Origin of the sequence: Halapricum desulfuricans, from assembly GCF_017094465.1 — an archaeon.
Taxonomy (GTDB): Archaea; Halobacteriota; Halobacteria; order Halobacteriales; family Haloarculaceae; genus Halapricum.
In genome coordinates, this window is the sequence record NZ_CP064791.1 from 26,727 (window position 1) to 42,195 (window position 15,469).

At 65.9% G+C, this 15,469-nt stretch carries 17 protein-coding genes; 6 read left to right on the forward strand and 11 right to left on the reverse strand.

The annotated features are described in order from the left end of the window. Positions 1 to 78: 78 nt before the first annotated feature. Positions 79 to 660, reverse strand: a complete 582-nt coding sequence (locus HSEST_RS00140) for an LURP-one-related/scramblase family protein (RefSeq protein WP_229121553.1) — start codon at positions 658 to 660, stop codon at positions 79 to 81. A gap of 61 nt (positions 661 to 721) precedes the next feature. Further along, the gene (brz, locus tag HSEST_RS00145) at positions 722 to 904 is read right to left on the reverse strand and encodes a transcriptional regulator Brz (protein ID WP_229121554.1); all 183 of its coding nucleotides are present in this window, start codon (positions 902 to 904) and stop codon (positions 722 to 724) included. Positions 905 to 1,005: 101 nt separating this feature from the next. Here brz and HSEST_RS00150 point away from each other — a divergent pair, with 101 nt between their 5' ends. From HSEST_RS00150 to HSEST_RS00160, 3 genes are read left to right on the forward strand one after another with little or no spacing between them, the layout of a single operon-like run. Continuing rightward, the gene (locus HSEST_RS00150) at positions 1,006 to 2,085 is read left to right on the forward strand and encodes a Brp/Blh family beta-carotene 15,15'-dioxygenase (RefSeq protein ID WP_229121555.1); all 1,080 of its coding nucleotides are present in this window, start codon (positions 1,006 to 1,008) and stop codon (positions 2,083 to 2,085) included. Between the two features lie 2 nt (positions 2,086 to 2,087). After that, the gene (locus tag HSEST_RS00155) at positions 2,088 to 3,680 is read left to right on the forward strand and encodes a phytoene desaturase family protein (protein WP_229121556.1); all 1,593 of its coding nucleotides are present in this window, start codon (positions 2,088 to 2,090) and stop codon (positions 3,678 to 3,680) included. Positions 3,681 to 3,705: 25 nt separating this feature from the next. Next, positions 3,706 to 5,679 carry a bacterio-opsin activator domain-containing protein gene (locus HSEST_RS00160; RefSeq protein WP_229121557.1) on the forward strand — a complete coding sequence of 658 codons (1,974 nt, stop codon included), beginning with the start codon at positions 3,706 to 3,708 and terminating at the stop codon, positions 5,677 to 5,679. Positions 5,680 to 5,712: 33 nt separating this feature from the next. On the opposite strand, the gene HSEST_RS00165 is transcribed toward HSEST_RS00160, so the two are convergent. The 5 genes from HSEST_RS00165 to thiE are packed head-to-tail and all read right to left on the reverse strand — an operon-like array spanning position 5,713 to position 9,340. Continuing rightward, a complete protein-coding gene (locus HSEST_RS00165; RefSeq protein WP_229121558.1) occupies positions 5,713 to 6,165 on the reverse strand; it encodes an SRPBCC family protein in 453 nt (150 codons plus the stop codon). A gap of 53 nt (positions 6,166 to 6,218) precedes the next feature. Continuing rightward, positions 6,219 to 6,812 (reverse strand): hypothetical protein, encoded by a 594-nt coding sequence (locus tag HSEST_RS00170; protein ID WP_229121559.1) that lies wholly within the window; start codon positions 6,810 to 6,812, stop codon positions 6,219 to 6,221. Continuing rightward, positions 6,809 to 7,753: a hypothetical protein gene (locus HSEST_RS00175; RefSeq protein ID WP_229121560.1), complete on the reverse strand. Its 945-nt coding sequence runs from the start codon at positions 7,751 to 7,753 to the stop codon at positions 6,809 to 6,811. The genes HSEST_RS00170 and HSEST_RS00175 overlap by 4 nt, the downstream gene beginning before the upstream one ends. 58 nt (positions 7,754 to 7,811) lie before the next feature. Further along, positions 7,812 to 8,654 (reverse strand): RAD55 family ATPase, encoded by an 843-nt coding sequence (locus tag HSEST_RS00180; RefSeq protein WP_229121561.1) that lies wholly within the window; start codon positions 8,652 to 8,654, stop codon positions 7,812 to 7,814. A 41-nt stretch (positions 8,655 to 8,695) separates the two neighbouring features. Then, positions 8,696 to 9,340 (reverse strand): thiamine phosphate synthase, encoded by a 645-nt coding sequence (thiE, locus tag HSEST_RS00185; RefSeq protein ID WP_229121562.1) that lies wholly within the window; start codon positions 9,338 to 9,340, stop codon positions 8,696 to 8,698. Between the two features lie 62 nt (positions 9,341 to 9,402). Between thiE and HSEST_RS00190 the strand changes: the two genes are divergently transcribed. Next, entirely contained in the window at positions 9,403 to 10,329 is a 927-nt protein-coding gene (locus HSEST_RS00190; RefSeq protein WP_229121563.1) for a calcium/sodium antiporter, read from the forward strand. 98 nt (positions 10,330 to 10,427) lie between these two features. Here HSEST_RS00190 and HSEST_RS00195 read toward each other — a convergent pair whose 3' ends face one another. Beyond that, positions 10,428 to 11,480, reverse strand: coding sequence for an NAD(P)-dependent alcohol dehydrogenase (locus HSEST_RS00195; protein WP_229121564.1), 1,053 nt, complete (start codon positions 11,478 to 11,480; stop codon positions 10,428 to 10,430). Between the two features lie 230 nt (positions 11,481 to 11,710). Here HSEST_RS00195 and HSEST_RS00200 point away from each other — a divergent pair, with 230 nt between their 5' ends. Further along, positions 11,711 to 12,574 (forward strand): ZIP family metal transporter, encoded by an 864-nt coding sequence (locus HSEST_RS00200; RefSeq protein WP_229121565.1) that lies wholly within the window; start codon positions 11,711 to 11,713, stop codon positions 12,572 to 12,574. 19 nt (positions 12,575 to 12,593) lie between these two features. Here the strand turns inward: HSEST_RS00200 and HSEST_RS00205 are convergent, their stop codons facing one another. Then, positions 12,594 to 13,217 (reverse strand): TetR/AcrR family transcriptional regulator, encoded by a 624-nt coding sequence (locus tag HSEST_RS00205; RefSeq protein ID WP_229121566.1) that lies wholly within the window; start codon positions 13,215 to 13,217, stop codon positions 12,594 to 12,596. 119 nt (positions 13,218 to 13,336) lie between these two features. On the opposite strand from HSEST_RS00205, the gene HSEST_RS00210 reads away from it, so the two are divergent. Beyond that, positions 13,337 to 13,678: a thioredoxin family protein gene (locus tag HSEST_RS00210; RefSeq protein WP_229121567.1), complete on the forward strand. Its 342-nt coding sequence runs from the start codon at positions 13,337 to 13,339 to the stop codon at positions 13,676 to 13,678. Here HSEST_RS00210 and HSEST_RS00215 read toward each other — a convergent pair. Then, complete coding sequence (locus HSEST_RS00215; protein WP_229121568.1) at positions 13,675 to 14,451, reverse strand: DUF7530 family protein; 777 nt, start codon at positions 14,449 to 14,451, stop codon at positions 13,675 to 13,677. The genes HSEST_RS00210 and HSEST_RS00215 overlap by 4 nt on opposite strands. Next, a complete protein-coding gene (locus tag HSEST_RS00220) occupies positions 14,448 to 15,338 on the reverse strand; it encodes an NAD(P)H-binding protein (protein ID WP_229121569.1) in 891 nt (296 codons plus the stop codon). The genes HSEST_RS00215 and HSEST_RS00220 overlap by 4 nt, the downstream gene beginning before the upstream one ends. Positions 15,339 to 15,469: the final 131 nt, after the last annotated feature.

Sequence of the window (15,469 nt, forward strand, 5' to 3'; positions counted from 1 at the left end):
CGCTCGCGAACTTCAGGATAAGATGGCCGAACCGAGTCGTTTCTCGCCCGTTGAGCCGAGGCTCAACCCCCGCTTTCGTCAGTTACCCTGGATCGCATCGATGACCATCGCGGCGGCGATGATCGGTTCCCTGGGCACGTCGCTGGCGTCGTCGATCGTGATGTCGTAGGTGTCTTTCAGCGAGAACTGTCCCGAGATGTTCCCGACGTGATTCCCGTCGACGTCCGTAATCTCGTACTTGTGGGGGATCCAGCCGCCGAACGGAACGATGTTCCGCGCGAGCGTGACCGCTGCGCCCCGGGAGTTGATCTCGGCGAGTTTCCGCTCGTCGCGCGCGTCGCGAATCCGCCAGGTGTCCTGGAGGATCGAGTAGTCGTTGTCCAGGATGACGATGTCCTCCCCGGTCTGTGCGTCCGTGAGGATGTAGTCACCGGCCACGTCGATAATGGACCCTGCCTTGACGGTGAACACCGCGTTCCCGTCGCCATCGACGAACGGGAACTCCTCTTTCATCTTGAGCAGTTTCTGCTTGCCGCGCAACACGACGTTCCCGCGGGCGTCCTCCGCGCGGTACTTGTTGCGCACGAGCGACTGCACGACTGTGTACCGGTCGTCCGAGAGGTCGATTCCTTCGATCGTGTACTCCTCACGCTGGCTCATACACCGGCTGTCACGGACGACCCATTTAAAATCACTGACATAGTGCCGGCGCCGCCACCGTTTAGAACGTGAACGTGACGTAGAACTCGTGATCGTTCGGGCAGGCGACCGGTCTGATCTTGCGGCCGTCCGCGTCCGGTTCGGGCGGCTCGGTCGTCGAGATGCCTTGGACGGTCGAGTCCCGAGGGAGTCCCATGTTCGTGTCGGCGCCACACTCGGGACAGCGCAGTTGCCGGATGCCCATGTCGGGGCCTTCGAGACCCGGGGGCAAAATGACTGTGGGATCGGCCGCGCCCAACGTGTTTGGTCCGGCATTGATATCGTGACCGAAACTAGTTCTGTTTGATGTCAGAACACGCTTCCCGATCGACGGTACGGCTCGTCCCCGACGTGGCGGGCGGGACGACGCTGGGGGTGTCCCGCGCGGCACTGCTGGCGCTGATCGCCGTCTTCGCCGGGGCGACGCTGGTCGGCGTCGAAGTGTCCCTACAGACACAGGCAGTCGTCTACCTGTTCGGGATGGTCGCGATGAACCTCCCCCACGGCGGGTTCGAACACTTCAACAACCTCCGGCGGCGGACGACCGAGTTCCAGCTCCGGTACGTGGGGCTGTACCTGGGTAGTATCGCCGCGTTCGTGGCCCTGCTCTTTCTCGCGCCGGTCGCCGGCCTGGCGCTGGCGATCAGCGTCGCCGTCGCGAAGGGGGGCCACGGCGGACTGCACGTCATGGACGCCACGTACGGCACCGATCACCTGCAAACGAACCGCCAGCGGGCGCTGGCGGCGCTGGTCCGCGGCGGGGCTGTGATGGCCGTCCCGATCTTCTTCTTCCCCGAGACGTTCCACACGTTCAGCGCCATCATGGTCGATATCTTCGAGCCTGGTGGACTCACGGCAGTGAGCCCGTACTTCGATACCACGCGGTGGCTGATCGGGGCCGGTTACGGGGCGCTCGTCGTCGCCCATCTCGGACTGGGCTATCTCCGGTCCTCGGGCACCGGTTCCTACGCCGCTGATCTCTTCGAAACGCTGCTGTTGGTCGCGTATTTCGCGGTCGTCCCCGTGGTCGTCGCGGTCGGGCTGTACTTCCCGCTGTGGTACTCCGCCCGGCAGGTCGCCCGGACGACTGCCGTCGATGACGACACTGCCGAGGAGTCCAACGGCGAGGGCCTGCTGGCGGTCCTGGACAGCAACGACACGCGCCTGGTCGCGCTCGGTGCCTGGGGCGTGTTGATCGCCGGCTCGATTGCCACGTTCGGGCTGGCGGCGCTGCTGTGGGCTCTCTCGTCCCGGCCGCTGGGCGGCGCGACCCTCCCGATCGGTCTCGTCGCGTTCTGGAGTATTTTCATCAGTATTATCGCACTCCCGCACGTCGTCATCGGATCGTGGTACGATCGTGACCGCGGGATCTGGTACGTACCCTGACCATGTTCGACGATACTCCACTCGACGGCGAGGACGTGACAGTGATCGGCGGCGGTTTCGGGGGGCTCGCGTCGGCCGCGTATCTGGCCGACGCCGGGGCCGACGTGACCGTGCTCGAACAGAACGAGCGCCTCGGCGGCGCGGCGAATCTCATCGAAGAAGACGGGTTCCGGTTCGACACCGGGCCGTCCTGGTATCTCATGCCCGACGTCTTCGAGCGGTTTTTCGGGCATTTCGGCCGCTCGCCCGAGGAGTACTACGACCTGGAGCGGCTCGACCCACATTACCGGGTGTTCTACGCCGACAGCGACCCACAGCCCGAGAAGGGATCGCCCTACAGCGACGAGATCGACGCCGACTGTGACTGGGTGAGTACGACGCCCGATCTCGACCAGTGTCGGGACATCTTCGCGGCCTACGAGGACGGCGGCGGCGAGACATTCGAGGAGTATCTCGATACCGCCGAGTACTCCTACGATGTCGGGATGGAACACTTCGTCTACGAGGACCGATCGCGGTTTCGGGACATGCTCGATCGCGACGTCGCCCGGGCCGGCCGCGGGCTGTCGCTGCTGGGGTCGATGCAGGAGCACGTCGAGTCGTACTTCGAGGAGCCGAAACTCCAGCAACTGCTCCAGTACACGCTGGTCTTTCTGGGTGGCTCACCGCACAACACGCCCGGGCTCTACAATCTCATGGCCCACGTCGATTACAACCTCGGCGTCTACTATCCCGAGGGCGGGATGTACAGCGTCGTCGAGGCGATGGTGGGGCTCGGCGAGGAGCTAGGTGTCGAGTACCGGACCGGCCGTACCGTGACCGACATCCAGGACACGACCACCGGCGTCGCCCTGCAGACGACTGCGGGCCGCCACCGGACCGACGTGGCCGTCGCCAACGCCAACCCGGCCTACGTCGAGCGGGAACTGCTCTCGCCGGCCAAGCGCGATCACGAACCCGACTACTGGGACGACAAGACCTACGCGCCCTCGGCGATCATGTACTACTTCGGAATCGAGGGCGACGTGGGGCCGCTCGCTCATCACTCGCTGGTGTTTCCCGATGACTGGGACCCCCACTTCGAGTCGATCTTCGAGGAGCCGGCCTGGCCCGAGGACCCCGCGTACTACCTCTCGGTCCCCTCTAAGACCGACGACACCGTCGCGCCCGAGGGCCACCACGCGGTCGTGATCCTCGTCCCGATCGCGCCGGGGCTGGACGACGACGGGGAGACCCGCGAACGCTACCGCGAGAAGATCCTCGGGGAACTGGCCGAGAACGTCGGCGTCGACCTGCGCGATCGGATCGTCTTCGAGCGCTCCGCGTGCGTCTCCGAGTATCGGTCCCAGTACAACTACCCGCAGGGAACGGCGCTGGGGTTGGCTCATACGTTGCGCCAGACCGGCCCGCTCCGGCCGTCCCACCGCGCCGCCAACTTCGAGGACCTCTATTACGTCGGCAGCTACACCAACCCGGGGATCGGCGTTCCGATGACGCTGATCAGCGGCCAGCACGTCGCCGAGGCGGTCGTCGAGGACCGCACGCGGAGCGGCATGGCCGCGCGATTGCCCCGCGTTGTCAAGGGTCGATTTTAATGACCCCCCACCACTACGCGAGGGTATGAACGCGGTGGCGGAGACGCGGCGGCTCTTGCGCGTGGGCGACGCCCCACAGTCCGGCCCGGTGGACGCCGAGGGACTGGAGCGGGCGATTCAGGGATCCGTCGTCGTCGAGACCGACTTCGCGGCGGCGCTGGATCGCGTCCTCGACAACGATGTCGACGGGGCGGTCGTCGATCACCACCCGTCCGGCTTCGACGGGATTGCCTTCCTGCGGGCGGTACGACAGGACCGCCCGTCGTTCCCGGTCGTTCTCGTGCCGGCGGTCGAGGACGGTAGCGTGGCCCGACAGGCCGTCGAGCAGAACGTGACCGCGTACGTCCCGACGAGCGAGACCGACGTACTCGAGTCGGTCGCCGACCAGGTCGAACAGCACGTCATGATCCGCTCGGAGGCGGATTCGCGGGTGCGCATGCCGATCAGCGATCGGACCGCGGAGGAAGAACAGCGACTCAAGGAGCGCGCGATGGACGAGGCGCCGGTCGGGATGGCGATCGCCGACGCGACGCTGCCGGACGAACCGCTCATCTACGTCAACGACTCCTTCGAGCGCATCACCGGCTTCACCAAAGCGGAGACGATCGGGGTCAACTGCCGGTTCCTGCAGGGCCCGGACACCGAGATCGAGAAGACCCGCGAGATCAGAGACGCCCTCGATGCTGCGGAACCTGTCTCGGTCGAACTGCGCAACTACCACAAGGACGGCACGCTGTTCTGGAATCAACTGAAGATCACGCCGATCCGAAATTCGGCCGGCGAGGTTACCAACTACGTCGCTTTCCAGCAGGACATCACTGAGCGCAAGGAAGCCGAGTTCCAGATCGAACGCGAGCGCGAACGTCTCCAGCGGCTGCTCGATCGCATCAACGGACTGATCGGCGACGTGACCGAGATCGTCGTCACGGCCGACTCGACGGCGGACGTCTACGAGCGGGCCGTCGATCGGATCGGGAGCGACGACGCGATCAGCCGGGCCTGGATCGGCGAATACGATCCCGGAGCGCGGCTCGTGCGGACGCGGGCCGGCAGCGACGACGCGGAGATCGATCTCGCGAGTCCCGGCGCCGAACCGCTCGCGACTGCGATCGACGAGCAGTCGCTCGCCCGCCTCGACGATTCGGCGGTCGGGCCCGCCGGCTGTCGGGACGGCGAGAACGGGGTCGTCATCCCGCTGACCTACCGGCGGACGACCTACGGCGTGCTGGCCGTCTACAGCCACACTCAGTCGTTCGACGAGGAGGAGACGACCGTCCTGCAGGCGCTCGGGCGCTCGATCGGCGCGGCGATCAATGATCTCCTGAGCAAACAGACAGTGACGACCGACGCGGTGATCGAGATCGGCGTCGAGATCCACGACAACACGCCGCTGACGGCGCTCGCTGGCGAGATCGGTGACGACGCCGTTCACGAGAACACGCTCGTCCGTCACGACGGCGACCTGCTGTTGCTCTTCGAGGTCGACGGCGATATCGACGCCGTCGTGACCGCCGCCGAGGGGATCCCCGCGGTCAGTGAGGCGACCGTCCTCGCGAGCGACGACGCTCCGGTGGTCGAGGTCGCCGTCGAGCGACCGCAGTTCGTGAGCACGCTCTCGGAGTACGGTGCACAACTCGCGACTGTCGAGTTCGATCCGAACGCCGTCGAGTTGCGGTTCAGCGTCGCGACCGAGCAGAACGGCCGGGCGATCGTCGACGAACTCGAGGACAGCTACGGGGCCGTCGAACTGGTCGCGTATCACGAGTCGGACCAGCCGACACAGACCCGGCAGGGCTTCCGGGCGGCCGTCGAGGACGAACTGACCGACAGACAGCTCACTGCGCTGCAGAAGGCCTACGTCAGCGGCTTCTTCGAGTGGCCACGCCGCAGCGACGGCGACCAACTCGCCGCCTCGATGGACGTCGTCCCGTCGACGTTCTACCAGCATCTCCGGGCAGCCGAAAAGAAACTGCTGACCTCCTTCTTCGAGGGGTCGTAGTCGCTGCTGGCCGTTTTCCCTGGATCTCAGCCGCTATTGTCCCGTTTCAGATTCCTCGGCGTTCAGAAACGCCCGGAGCGTGGCGATCGCCGTCTGCAACTCGCCGTCGACGTACGCTTGCACCGCGAGTTCGGGCAGTCGATCGAGGACCGTCTCGGGAAACTCCAGTTCCGCAGCGTGGGAGATCGTCGTGCCGCCGGGTGCCTCCTCGAACCGGTATCGCCAGGTCCCCTCGATCGCGCCGCTGAGCGACCGGACCAGCAGTGCCGGCTCCTCGTACTGGCTCTCTTCGAACGCGCCCGTCAGCGAGATCCCCGCCAGCTCGTACTGGTACCGGCCACGTCTGGTGCCGTCCGAGCGCTCGCTCACGCCGCGTACGTCGATCAGTCCCGGAAGTAGCTTCACGAGGTTGTACGGATCCGCGACGAAGGCGAACGCGGTCCGCGGCGGGACGGAGACGGTGAGATCTGCTTCCGAGTGGATCATGCGGACGGCTCACGTAGTGGGTCGGACGCATACGGATTGAAAACGGTACCAAATCACTTCGGGTGGTCGCCTTCGAACTCCCGTTGCATCGAACCGCTCTCCAGGCGCTCGCGCTCCTCGACGATCGGACAGTCCGCGACGCGGACCGTCTCCACGTCGATAAATTCCATAATCTCCGTTCCGTCGTGCGTGCAGGAAATCTCCGGCGGCTTCGTGAAGTACTCACACTGCTCGCAGAAGCTGTGTTTGTTCACCTCCGAGACCCGACGGCCGCTTTCTTCCTCCTCGATTTCGATCTCGGGCTCGGCCGAGAGGTCCTCCCAGACGGACTCGTCGGTCCCGCTGGCGTCCCAGTCACCACCCTCGAAGGGGTCGTCCTCGAATCCCTCCGTCAGATCCGCGAACGGATCCCCTTCGGACTGCCGGGGCCGCCCGTCTTCGGTCTCGGTCACGCTGACGCCTTCGAACGGCTGTTCGTCGAGGCCCGAATCGACCGCGTCGACCCCGTCGCCACCGCTGCTGGAATCGCCGTTACCGCTGAGCTCGCGATCGTCCGGTTCGAGTTCATCGAAGGGGTCGCCGTCCGGCGTCTCCTCGGTCTCGATATCCTCGAACGGGTCGATGTCGTCGGTCGGATCGTCGCTCATCGTGTCTCACTCTTGGTGTCGATCGCGTCGACTTCGTCGCCCGTCTCGTCGGCGCCCGACCCGATCCCCGATGCGGTGGTCAGCTTCGCGCTGCCGAGTCCGAGGATCCGGCTCGACGGTTCGAACCCGTCGATCGCTGCCGAACAGTGCGGACACGACGGCTCGGTCAGCAACCCGATCTCGACGCCCTCGCCGCAGTTCTCACAGCGGGCGCGGCGAACGTCCTGTTCGGCGGCGTCGCGCTTGATCGTCTCGACGGTCGTCCCACCGCCGCTGTCCCGGAGATCGCGGACGACCCAGGCGACCGTTCGGAGCTTCTCCTGGGCATCGGACAGGTCGGTGGCCAGTTGTGAAATTTCGCTCTCAGTCGGTGCGTCATCGAGTTCAGCACGTAGCTCGGCGAGTTGCGACTCGACGCCGTCGAGCTCCGTCTCGATATCGTCGATCCGGTCCAGTCCGGCTTCGATTCTCTCGATCCGATCGAGTTCGCCATCAACTCGCTCGAGTCTGGATTCGACCGCATCGAGGCGGTCGAGGAGTGTCTCCAGTTGTTCGTGAGTGTGGTCGGCTGGTGCTTTCGCGTCGGCCTCGCGTTTGACCTGGACGACACGCTGGCGAACGTCATCGAGCTTCTCCCGGAAGTCGGCCTCGACCGCTTCGATGCGCTCGCGTGTTTCTTCCCCATCCTGGTCTAGTTCTTCCCTGAGGGCCTCGGCGATGTCGGGCAGCCGATCGGCGACGACCGATCGGACGGCCGGCTCGACCGCGTCGGGGTCGGCGAGTGGATCGCCGTCTCCGTCGGCGAGTTCCCGGTAGGACGCGAGTAGCTGGACAAGCACAGTCTCCTGATCGATGTCACGCTGTGCCGCGTGCTGGTCGAGCCACGACTCCAGTTCCGGCGGCAGCGACACTGTCAGGTTCTCCTGTGACTCGCCCGCCATCACCTGGATATCGGCCAGCGCGTAGTTAAGGGTTCCCCACACATTCTCAACAGCGAATCTAGCGGATCTTCCGGACGTCGCTGATGTCGAAGCCGGCGTCGGTAAATTCCGTCTCGAAGCGGACGATGTCCTCCGATTCCAGCTGGCTCAACACGCCACGGAACTGCTTGACGACCATCGTCCGGGCGAGCGTCGAGCCGCCGCTGGCCCACTCGAATTTGAGCGTCCCGTCGGCGGCGTCGACGAGCTGTCCGTTTCGCGTCTCCGAGATCGTCTCGAAGTTGAGATAGGTCAGGATGAGCCCGTTCCACTCGTGGGCGACCTTCTGGAGCCCCTTCAGGAAGAACGTCACGTCGGCCCATTCGATGTCGGCCCGGTCGCCGACGGCGCTGATCAGGTCCGACAGCGAGTCGATCACGACCAGGTTGTTCCGGGCGTTCTCGCTGAGCAGGTTGCCCAGCACCGTCAGCAGCTCCTCGCGGTCGTCTCGCGTCCGGATGTCTTTGATAGAGGGTGCCCGCTCGGCGTACCACTGGCGAGGGACAGGGCTGACGTGGAAGTACGTCGTCGAGAGGTCGTGATATTCGACCGCCTCCATCCCCGTTTCGAAGAGTTCGTCCTCGAAGGCGCGACTGGCCTCCGCCCGAAACTGGTCCTCGCTCGCGGTCAGCGAGACGTAATGCACCGCTTCCGGGAGTTCTGCGCCTGACGGGAGATCGCCGTAATAGAGGTCGAACAGCTCCGGGTCGGCCTTCGCGAGCCCGGTTATCAGTGGGCTGGTGTACATAAACTCGCGAGCGCCAGCGCCGGCCTCCCCCGAGAGCAGGACGACGCTCCCCGGCGGGGCACCGCCGTCGATTGTCGTATCGAGCTGGCGGATCCCGAACGGAATGCGGACCATACCCCTCATTTCGGTGGCCGGGGCTTGTGCGTTACGGCGATCTATCCGTCAGTTCGCCCTGCTTGCACGGCCGCACCCAGTCGCCGTGTCGCCGACTCGGGATCGGCCGCCCCCGTGATGGCCGTGATGACCGCCACACCGTCCGCGCCGGCCGCCGCCACGTCGCCGGCGTTGCTCGCGTCGACGCCGCCGATGCCCACGACCGGGATGTCGACGGCCTCGACGATCGACTCCAGGCGATCGAGCCCGATCGCGTACTCCTCCTCGTCGATGTCGTCTTTCGAGCCGGTCGCGTAGATCGCGCCGACGCCCAGGTAGTCCGCGCCCGCCCGCTGGGCCTCGCGGGCGTCCTCGACGAACGACACCGAGCGGCCGACGATGGCGTCCTCGCCGAGCGACTCCCGGGCGACTTCGATGGGGAGATCCGCGTCACCCAGGTGGACGCCGTCGGCGTCGATCGCCCCCGCGATGTCGACGCGATCGTTGACGATCAGCGGCACGTCGGCCTCGCGCGTCATCTCCCGGAGATCCAGGCCGAGTTCGTAGCGCTCGCGGGCGGACATGTCTTTCTCCCGGAGCTGGACGACGCCGACGCCGCCGTCGATGGCGGCCTGCACTATCTCGCGTGTGCTCCGCTCCTTCGAGAGGCTGCCCTGCGTGACGAGATACACGTCCCAGTCAGTCATCAGTGGTACTACTGGGTTCGAAACAGTGGATCTTTCGGCGTGGCCGGACCAAGTGATCGACGATGGCCAGTCTCTCGATCGACGCCGTCGTGATCGCCGCGACGATCGGCGGGCTCTGGATCGGTGCCCGATTGCTGGTCGATGGCGCGTCGGCGCTGGCGACGCGGCTGGGCGTCAGTCGCCTCGTCGTCGGGCTGACTGTCGTCGCGTTCGGGACCTCGATGCCGGAGTTCGCCGTCACTACCGAAGCGGCGCTGGCCGGTCGCGGGGATATCGCCGTCGGCAACGTCGTCGGCTCGAACGTGTTCAACCTCGGGTTCGTCCTCGGCATGACGGCGCTGCTCGGGACGCTCGACCGGACGCGCCGGTTCGTTCGTCGGGACGGTGTCGCGCTCGCGCTGGCCGCCGTCGCGCTGCTCGTCCTGATCCAGGACGGCCGGTTCACCCGACTGGAAGGGGGATTGTTCCTGCTGGGACTGTTGGCCTACCTGTCGATCGTGGTCCGCGGCGGTTCGATCGAGACCGTCGCCGAACCGGCCGAGCCGACGCGGCCGCTGGCCGACGCCGCTCGCCTCCTCGTCGGTCTCGTCCTGGTCGTCGGGAGCGCCCGGCTGCTGGTCGCCAGTGCCTCGGCTATCGCGGCGGCCGCGGGCGTCTCCGAGTGGGCAATCGGCGTCACCGTCGTCGCCGCCGGAACGTCGACGCCGGAGCTGGTGACCGCGCTGGTCGCCGCCAGACGGGGCCACTCCGGGCTCTCGGTCGGCAGCCTCCTCGGAAGCGACCTCTTCAACATCCTGGGTGTGCTCGGTATCGCCGGGTTGCTGGGCCCGCTCTCGGTCTCGCCGGAAGCCCCCCGGAGCGTCATCTGGCTGTTCGGAACGGTCCTGCTGGTCGTCGCGCTGCTGTGGACTGGCCGACAGTTGACCCGGCTGGAAGGTGCTGCGTTGCTCGTGCTCGCGGTGATCCGCTGGGCGATCAATCTCCTGTGACGGCGGTAGACGTGCCGGCGTACTCGACCGAGACGAGCGACAGGAGTTGATACACTCAGCCGCTACAACGACAAAAAAACGGGACGGTGCTGCGCCGATCAGTCGAAGTGGATCAGCGGCTTGATGATGTCGTCCTCTTTGGTGTCCATCATCTCGAAGGCCGTCTCGATGTCTTCGAAATCGAACTCGTGGGTCGTCATCTTCGTCGGGTCGACCTTCCCCTGTTCGAGGAGGTTCAGCAGCCGCCTGATGCGCAGGCGTCCGCCGGGACAGAGGTCGGTGACGATGTCGATCTCGGCCATCCCGACGCCCCACTCCTCGCGGGGGACGTGGCGGAACTCGCCCTCGCCGTGATAGCCGACGTTCGAGAACGTGCCGCCCGGCTTTGTCGCCCGGATGCAGTCCTGGAAGGTCTCGTCGGCCCCGAGCGCCTCGATCGAGGCGTCGACGCCCTCGCCGTCGGTCAGCTCCATGATCTGCTCGACCGGATCGCCGTCCTGGAAGTCGACGATGTCGGTGGCTCCGTACTCGCGAGCCAGCTCCTTCCGGTTCTCGACAGTCTCGACGGCGATGATCCGCCCGGCACCCTGGAGTTCCGCGCCTTTCGTCGCCATCATCCCGACAGGCCCCTGCGCGAAGACCGCGACTGTCCCGCCCATCGGGATGTCGGCGTTTTCCGCGCCGGCGAAGCCCGTCGAGAGCATGTCGGCCGTGTAGACGGCCTCGTGGTCGGTGACGCCGTCGGGAATGTGCGCGAGGTTGCCGTCAGCGTCGTTGATGTGTGCGTACTCGGCGAACGTGCCGTCCTTGACGTTGGCGAACTTCCAGCCGCCCAGCGCACCGTTCGACTGGGAGGGATGCCCGTCCTGGGCCGCCTCGGAGTTCCAGTCGGGCGTGATCGCGCCGACCGCGACGCGGTCGCCGGGCTCGAAGTCCTCGACCGCCTCGCCGACCTCCTCGACGACGCCGACGACTTCGTGACCCAGTGTGAGGTTCTCTCGCTCGCCGATCGCGCCGTGGACGGTGTGTACGTCCGAGGTACAGACCAGTCCGACTGTGGGCTTGATGATCGCGTCCATCGGCCCGGCCTCCGGCCGCTCTTTCTCGACGACTGCCGTCTCGCCGACGTCTTCCATGACAAATGCTTTCATTGGGTATCTCACCGTCTGATAGTTCAGCGCCAACCATAATAAACAATTATGTTATATCTGGCTAAGTTCCCCCGTATCGCTGAGAGAGCGACCGGTGATGTCCACCTGTGTTGTCAGCAGCGGGATACGTAGTTTCATACGGCCACTCTCAGAAGTCACCAGTAACGAATGCGCGAGCGACTCACGTGGACGGATCGTCGATATCATGGGGCGAACCGGTGGCGGTCGGTATGAGCGTCGCAACCGCCTTTACCGATCTCTTCGGGACGAACGTCATCGTCCACGGGCTCGTGGGGGGACTCTTCATCGCGACGATGAACCTCCTGGGGGCGTCGCTGATACTCGTCTGGCGCGATCCCAGCGAGCGAACCCTGGACGCGGCACTGGGGTTCGCAGCGGGCGTCATGATGGCTGCCGCGTTCACGAGCCTGATCCTGCCCGGGATCGAGGCGACCGAGGTCGTCGTCCCCGGCGTGGCTGCCGAGGGACTGATCCAGCCTCTGCCGGTCCTCTTTGGGGTGTTGCTGGGTGCGCTCGCGCTCGACCGGAGCGACGTGATCGTGCCACACGCCCACTACTTGCTCACCGGTCGCAAGCGTAGCGACGCGGCCGGGCCGGGCGAGACCGTCCCCTCCGTCGACGATCCACGCGTTGCGTCGGTCGTCCTGTTCATCCTCGCGATCACGCTGCACAACATGCCCGAAGGGCTGGCCGTCGGGGTCGGATTCGGGTCGGGAAACGTCGCGGACGCCCTGCCGCTGATGGTCGCGATCGGCATCCAGAACGTTCCGGAGGGGCTTGCCGTCTCGGTCGCGGCGATCAACGCCGGCCTCGACCGGCGCGCGTACGCGATCTTCGCGGGGATCCGGGCCGGCGTCGTCGAAGTCCCGCTCGCGGTGGCCGGGGCGGCCGCAGTCGTCGTCTTCGAACCGCTCCTTCCCTACGCGATGGGCTTCGCCGCCGGCGCGATGCTGTTCGTCATCAGCGACGAGATCGTTCCCGAAACGCACACCCGGGGGTACGAACGGGTCGCGACGCTCGGACTGATGGTCGGCGTGGTCCTGATGCTGTATCTCGACGTCGCGCTCGGGTGAGTGGACGGAAAACAGACTGTCAGGAACGCAGCGAGTCGAACACCTGTTCCTGCAGCGTCTCGTGGACGGTCTCGGCGATGTCGTCGCGGTCGGTCGTGACGTGGTGGACGCGCGCGCCCTTGATGACGGCCATGATGTGCGCGGCGGTCCCCTCGGGATCGACCGGTTCGAAGACGCCCTGCTCGATACCGTCCTCGATGATCTCGGCGTACAGCTGCCGGACGTGATCGTAGTTGGTCGTGAACTGCCCCTTGAACGTCTCGTTGTGGGGGGCGTGCGACTGAATCTCGATCAGCATGGAGTGATACTCCCAGTGGCCGCTGGAGTCGCCGTCCCGGCCGTTGGGGCCGAACAGCTGGGCCTCCGTCAGCGCCTGCAGTCGCGCCTCCGGATCGCCGTCCGGCCCGGTATCGACCTGCTCGATGAACTCAGCGAGCAGGTACGACAGCGTCTCGGCGAGCAGTTCCGCCTTCGTATCGAAATGATAGTGCAGGGCCGCCTTGCTCTTCTCGGACTCGTCGGCGATGGCCTGCATCGTCAGGTCCGCAAAGCCGTGTTTGCACATCGCATCGCGGGTAGCTTCGAGCAACTCCCGTCGCGTCTCGCTGATCTCCCCCGCCGGGTCCCCGGTCGAAGCGTCCATTCCTGACTAACCGATCAGTAAGTGACAAAAAAGAACCTTCCGATTCGGTGAACCGCCTCGGCCTGCTCCGCCTGTAGAGACCGCAGCACTAAGGACTCTCGAGCCCGTTTCGGTTAGTAATGAGTGCTACATTTGATCCGGAACAGCCGCCCGGGCGCCCCGTCAACCTGGCCGACGGAGAGGAATTGGCGGCGTTCGTCGACACCTACGAGGACGTGCTCGTCGAGTTCTACACCGACGGCTGTGGCATCTGTGCGTCGATGGAGCCTGTCCTCGGCGGCGTCGCTCGCGAGGGCGTCGTCGTCGGGATGATCAACCCCCGAAACGATCCGCCGCTGATCGACGAATACGAGATCGCGAGCGTTCCGACGTTCGTCAGGTTCCAGGACGGTGAACCGGCCGACCGAATCGCCGAGGGATTCGTTCCCGGCGAGGAACTGCAGGCGTTCGCACAGGGCTAGCCGCGCCACAGCACCAGCACCGAGAGGCCCGACACCACCGTTACTGCGAGGACGTGACCGGCAACGAGCAACTGCAGGAGTCGCTGTCCGCCCAGAAACGGCAACAGCACGAGTTGGACGGCGGCGAACCCAATCGTGACGAGATCGACTTTGATCAGGGCACGTCTGGTCGGGCGATCGAACCGATCGGCGAACAGGACCGACCGCCACAGCCCGACGACGCTGGCCCACCAGCCCGTGCCGATCCGATAGCAGACGTCCCACAGCACGAGCAGGGTGAAATACACCGCGAATAGCGACGGTTCCGGCCCGAGCAGCCCCTCCAACAGCGGCTGGCCGGCCTCGCGCGGCTCGGCCACGAACAGGTACGTGATCAACCCGACGTAGGAGAACACGCCCAGCACGATCTCGATTCGCGAGCCGAACAGCGCGTGGGTGTACCGCCGTGGCACGCCGAGCCCCCGAATGCGCCGGCCGAGCGTCAGCATGAGGACGCTCCCGGCCGAGACGACGGCGACTGCGGCCAGCCCGGTAGGTACGGCCGCCCAGCGATCGGTCGCTCCTCCGAGCACGACCACGCCGATCCCGAACAGCGCGAGTTGTATGCCCATCGCCTGCGTCCGGGAGAACTCCACGCCCGGGATCGCGCCGACGATGCTCTCGTAGACCCACCGGTCTTCGCGATCCGCCGGAACGTCCCGTCGACCGTCGGCCGCATCGGCCGGCGTGGCGTTGCGCGACGGTGTCCTGGACGGAGATTCGCCGTCGTTCACGCCGACTCCTCCGCCAGCGCGCGCTCGACGGCCTGCTGGAACGGTGTCCGCTCGACGGTGACGTGCCGGTCGATGCTGTCGTCGGTCACGACGACCGGGTTCTTCAGTCCGAGGATCAGCGGATGGGAGATCGATCTGGGGATGTCGGTCACCAGATCAACCCAGTACGAGGAGAGTTTCGGCGACAGCACCGGGACCGGAACGATCAGCGGCCGCGTGCCCATCGCCTCGCCCGTCCGGACGAGCATCTCCTTGTAGGTCAGTACTTCGGGACCGCCGATCTCGTAGGTCCCGCCGGCGGTCGCTGGTTCCGCAAGCACGCCCACGAGATACGAGACGACGTCCGCGATCGCGATGGGCTGACACTCGGTGTACACCCAGCGGGGCGCGACCATGACCGGGAGTTTCGAGACGAGCTGGCGGACCATCCGGAAGCTGACGCTGCCCGCGCCGACGATGATCGCCGCCCGCAGCGTCGTCAGGTCGTAACTGCCGCGGGCGAGCAACTGCTCGACTTCCTGGCGCGAGCGCAGGTGCGGCGAGAGGTCGTCGCCGGTCTCGCCCAGGCCGCCCAGGTAGACCACGCGGTCGACGCCGGCCGCGCTCGCGGCCGCCGAGAAGTTGGTCGCGGCCCTCCGATCGCGCTCCTCGAAGTCCCCGCCCGTCTGCAGGGAGTGCACCAGATAGTAGGCCGCATCGATACCGTCGAAGTCACCGGCTAGCGTCTCCGGCTCTAGGAGGTCGCCCTCGACGACATCGACGCCGTCCGGTGGGTCGTATCGATCGGCGTCGCGAGTCATCGCAACGACTTCGTGGCCGGCGTCGAGCAAGGCCGGAACGAGAGAACTGCCGACGAATCCTGTTGCCCCAGTGACTAGTACGCGCATACTCACTAGAGAGGGCCGGAGCGCAAAAAGCCGCCGGGCGGCGATAGTGACCGTTGTAACGATTTACCGGTGCGACCGCACTTATGGGATCGACCTGGAACAGACTCACAACGGTCACTATGAGGCATTCC

What these genes read in the sequence shown, in the direction of transcription:
- HSEST_RS00140 (WP_229121553.1), bottom strand. Translation starts at nt 660, where the DNA reads ATGAGCCAGCGTGAGGAGTACACGATCGAAGGAATCGACCTCTCGGAC.
- brz (WP_229121554.1), bottom strand. Translation starts at nt 904, where the DNA reads ATGGGCATCCGGCAACTGCGCTGTCCCGAGTGTGGCGCCGACACGAAC.
- HSEST_RS00150 (WP_229121555.1), top strand. Translation starts at nt 1,006, where the DNA reads ATGTCAGAACACGCTTCCCGATCGACGGTACGGCTCGTCCCCGACGTG.
- HSEST_RS00155 (WP_229121556.1), top strand. Translation starts at nt 2,088, where the DNA reads ATGTTCGACGATACTCCACTCGACGGCGAGGACGTGACAGTGATCGGC.
- HSEST_RS00160 (WP_229121557.1), top strand. Translation starts at nt 3,706, where the DNA reads ATGAACGCGGTGGCGGAGACGCGGCGGCTCTTGCGCGTGGGCGACGCC.
- HSEST_RS00165 (WP_229121558.1), bottom strand. Translation starts at nt 6,165, where the DNA reads ATGATCCACTCGGAAGCAGATCTCACCGTCTCCGTCCCGCCGCGGACC.
- HSEST_RS00170 (WP_229121559.1), bottom strand. Translation starts at nt 6,812, where the DNA reads ATGAGCGACGATCCGACCGACGACATCGACCCGTTCGAGGATATCGAG.
- HSEST_RS00175 (WP_229121560.1), bottom strand. Translation starts at nt 7,753, where the DNA reads ATGGCGGGCGAGTCACAGGAGAACCTGACAGTGTCGCTGCCGCCGGAA.
- HSEST_RS00180 (WP_229121561.1), bottom strand. Translation starts at nt 8,654, where the DNA reads ATGGTCCGCATTCCGTTCGGGATCCGCCAGCTCGATACGACAATCGAC.
- thiE (WP_229121562.1), bottom strand. Translation starts at nt 9,340, where the DNA reads ATGACTGACTGGGACGTGTATCTCGTCACGCAGGGCAGCCTCTCGAAG.
- HSEST_RS00190 (WP_229121563.1), top strand. Translation starts at nt 9,403, where the DNA reads ATGGCCAGTCTCTCGATCGACGCCGTCGTGATCGCCGCGACGATCGGC.
- HSEST_RS00195 (WP_229121564.1), bottom strand. Translation starts at nt 11,480, where the DNA reads ATGAAAGCATTTGTCATGGAAGACGTCGGCGAGACGGCAGTCGTCGAG.
- HSEST_RS00200 (WP_229121565.1), top strand. Translation starts at nt 11,711, where the DNA reads ATGAGCGTCGCAACCGCCTTTACCGATCTCTTCGGGACGAACGTCATC.
- HSEST_RS00205 (WP_229121566.1), bottom strand. Translation starts at nt 13,217, where the DNA reads ATGGACGCTTCGACCGGGGACCCGGCGGGGGAGATCAGCGAGACGCGA.
- HSEST_RS00210 (WP_229121567.1), top strand. Translation starts at nt 13,337, where the DNA reads ATGAGTGCTACATTTGATCCGGAACAGCCGCCCGGGCGCCCCGTCAAC.
- HSEST_RS00220 (WP_229121569.1), bottom strand. Translation starts at nt 15,338, where the DNA reads ATGCGCGTACTAGTCACTGGGGCAACAGGATTCGTCGGCAGTTCTCTC.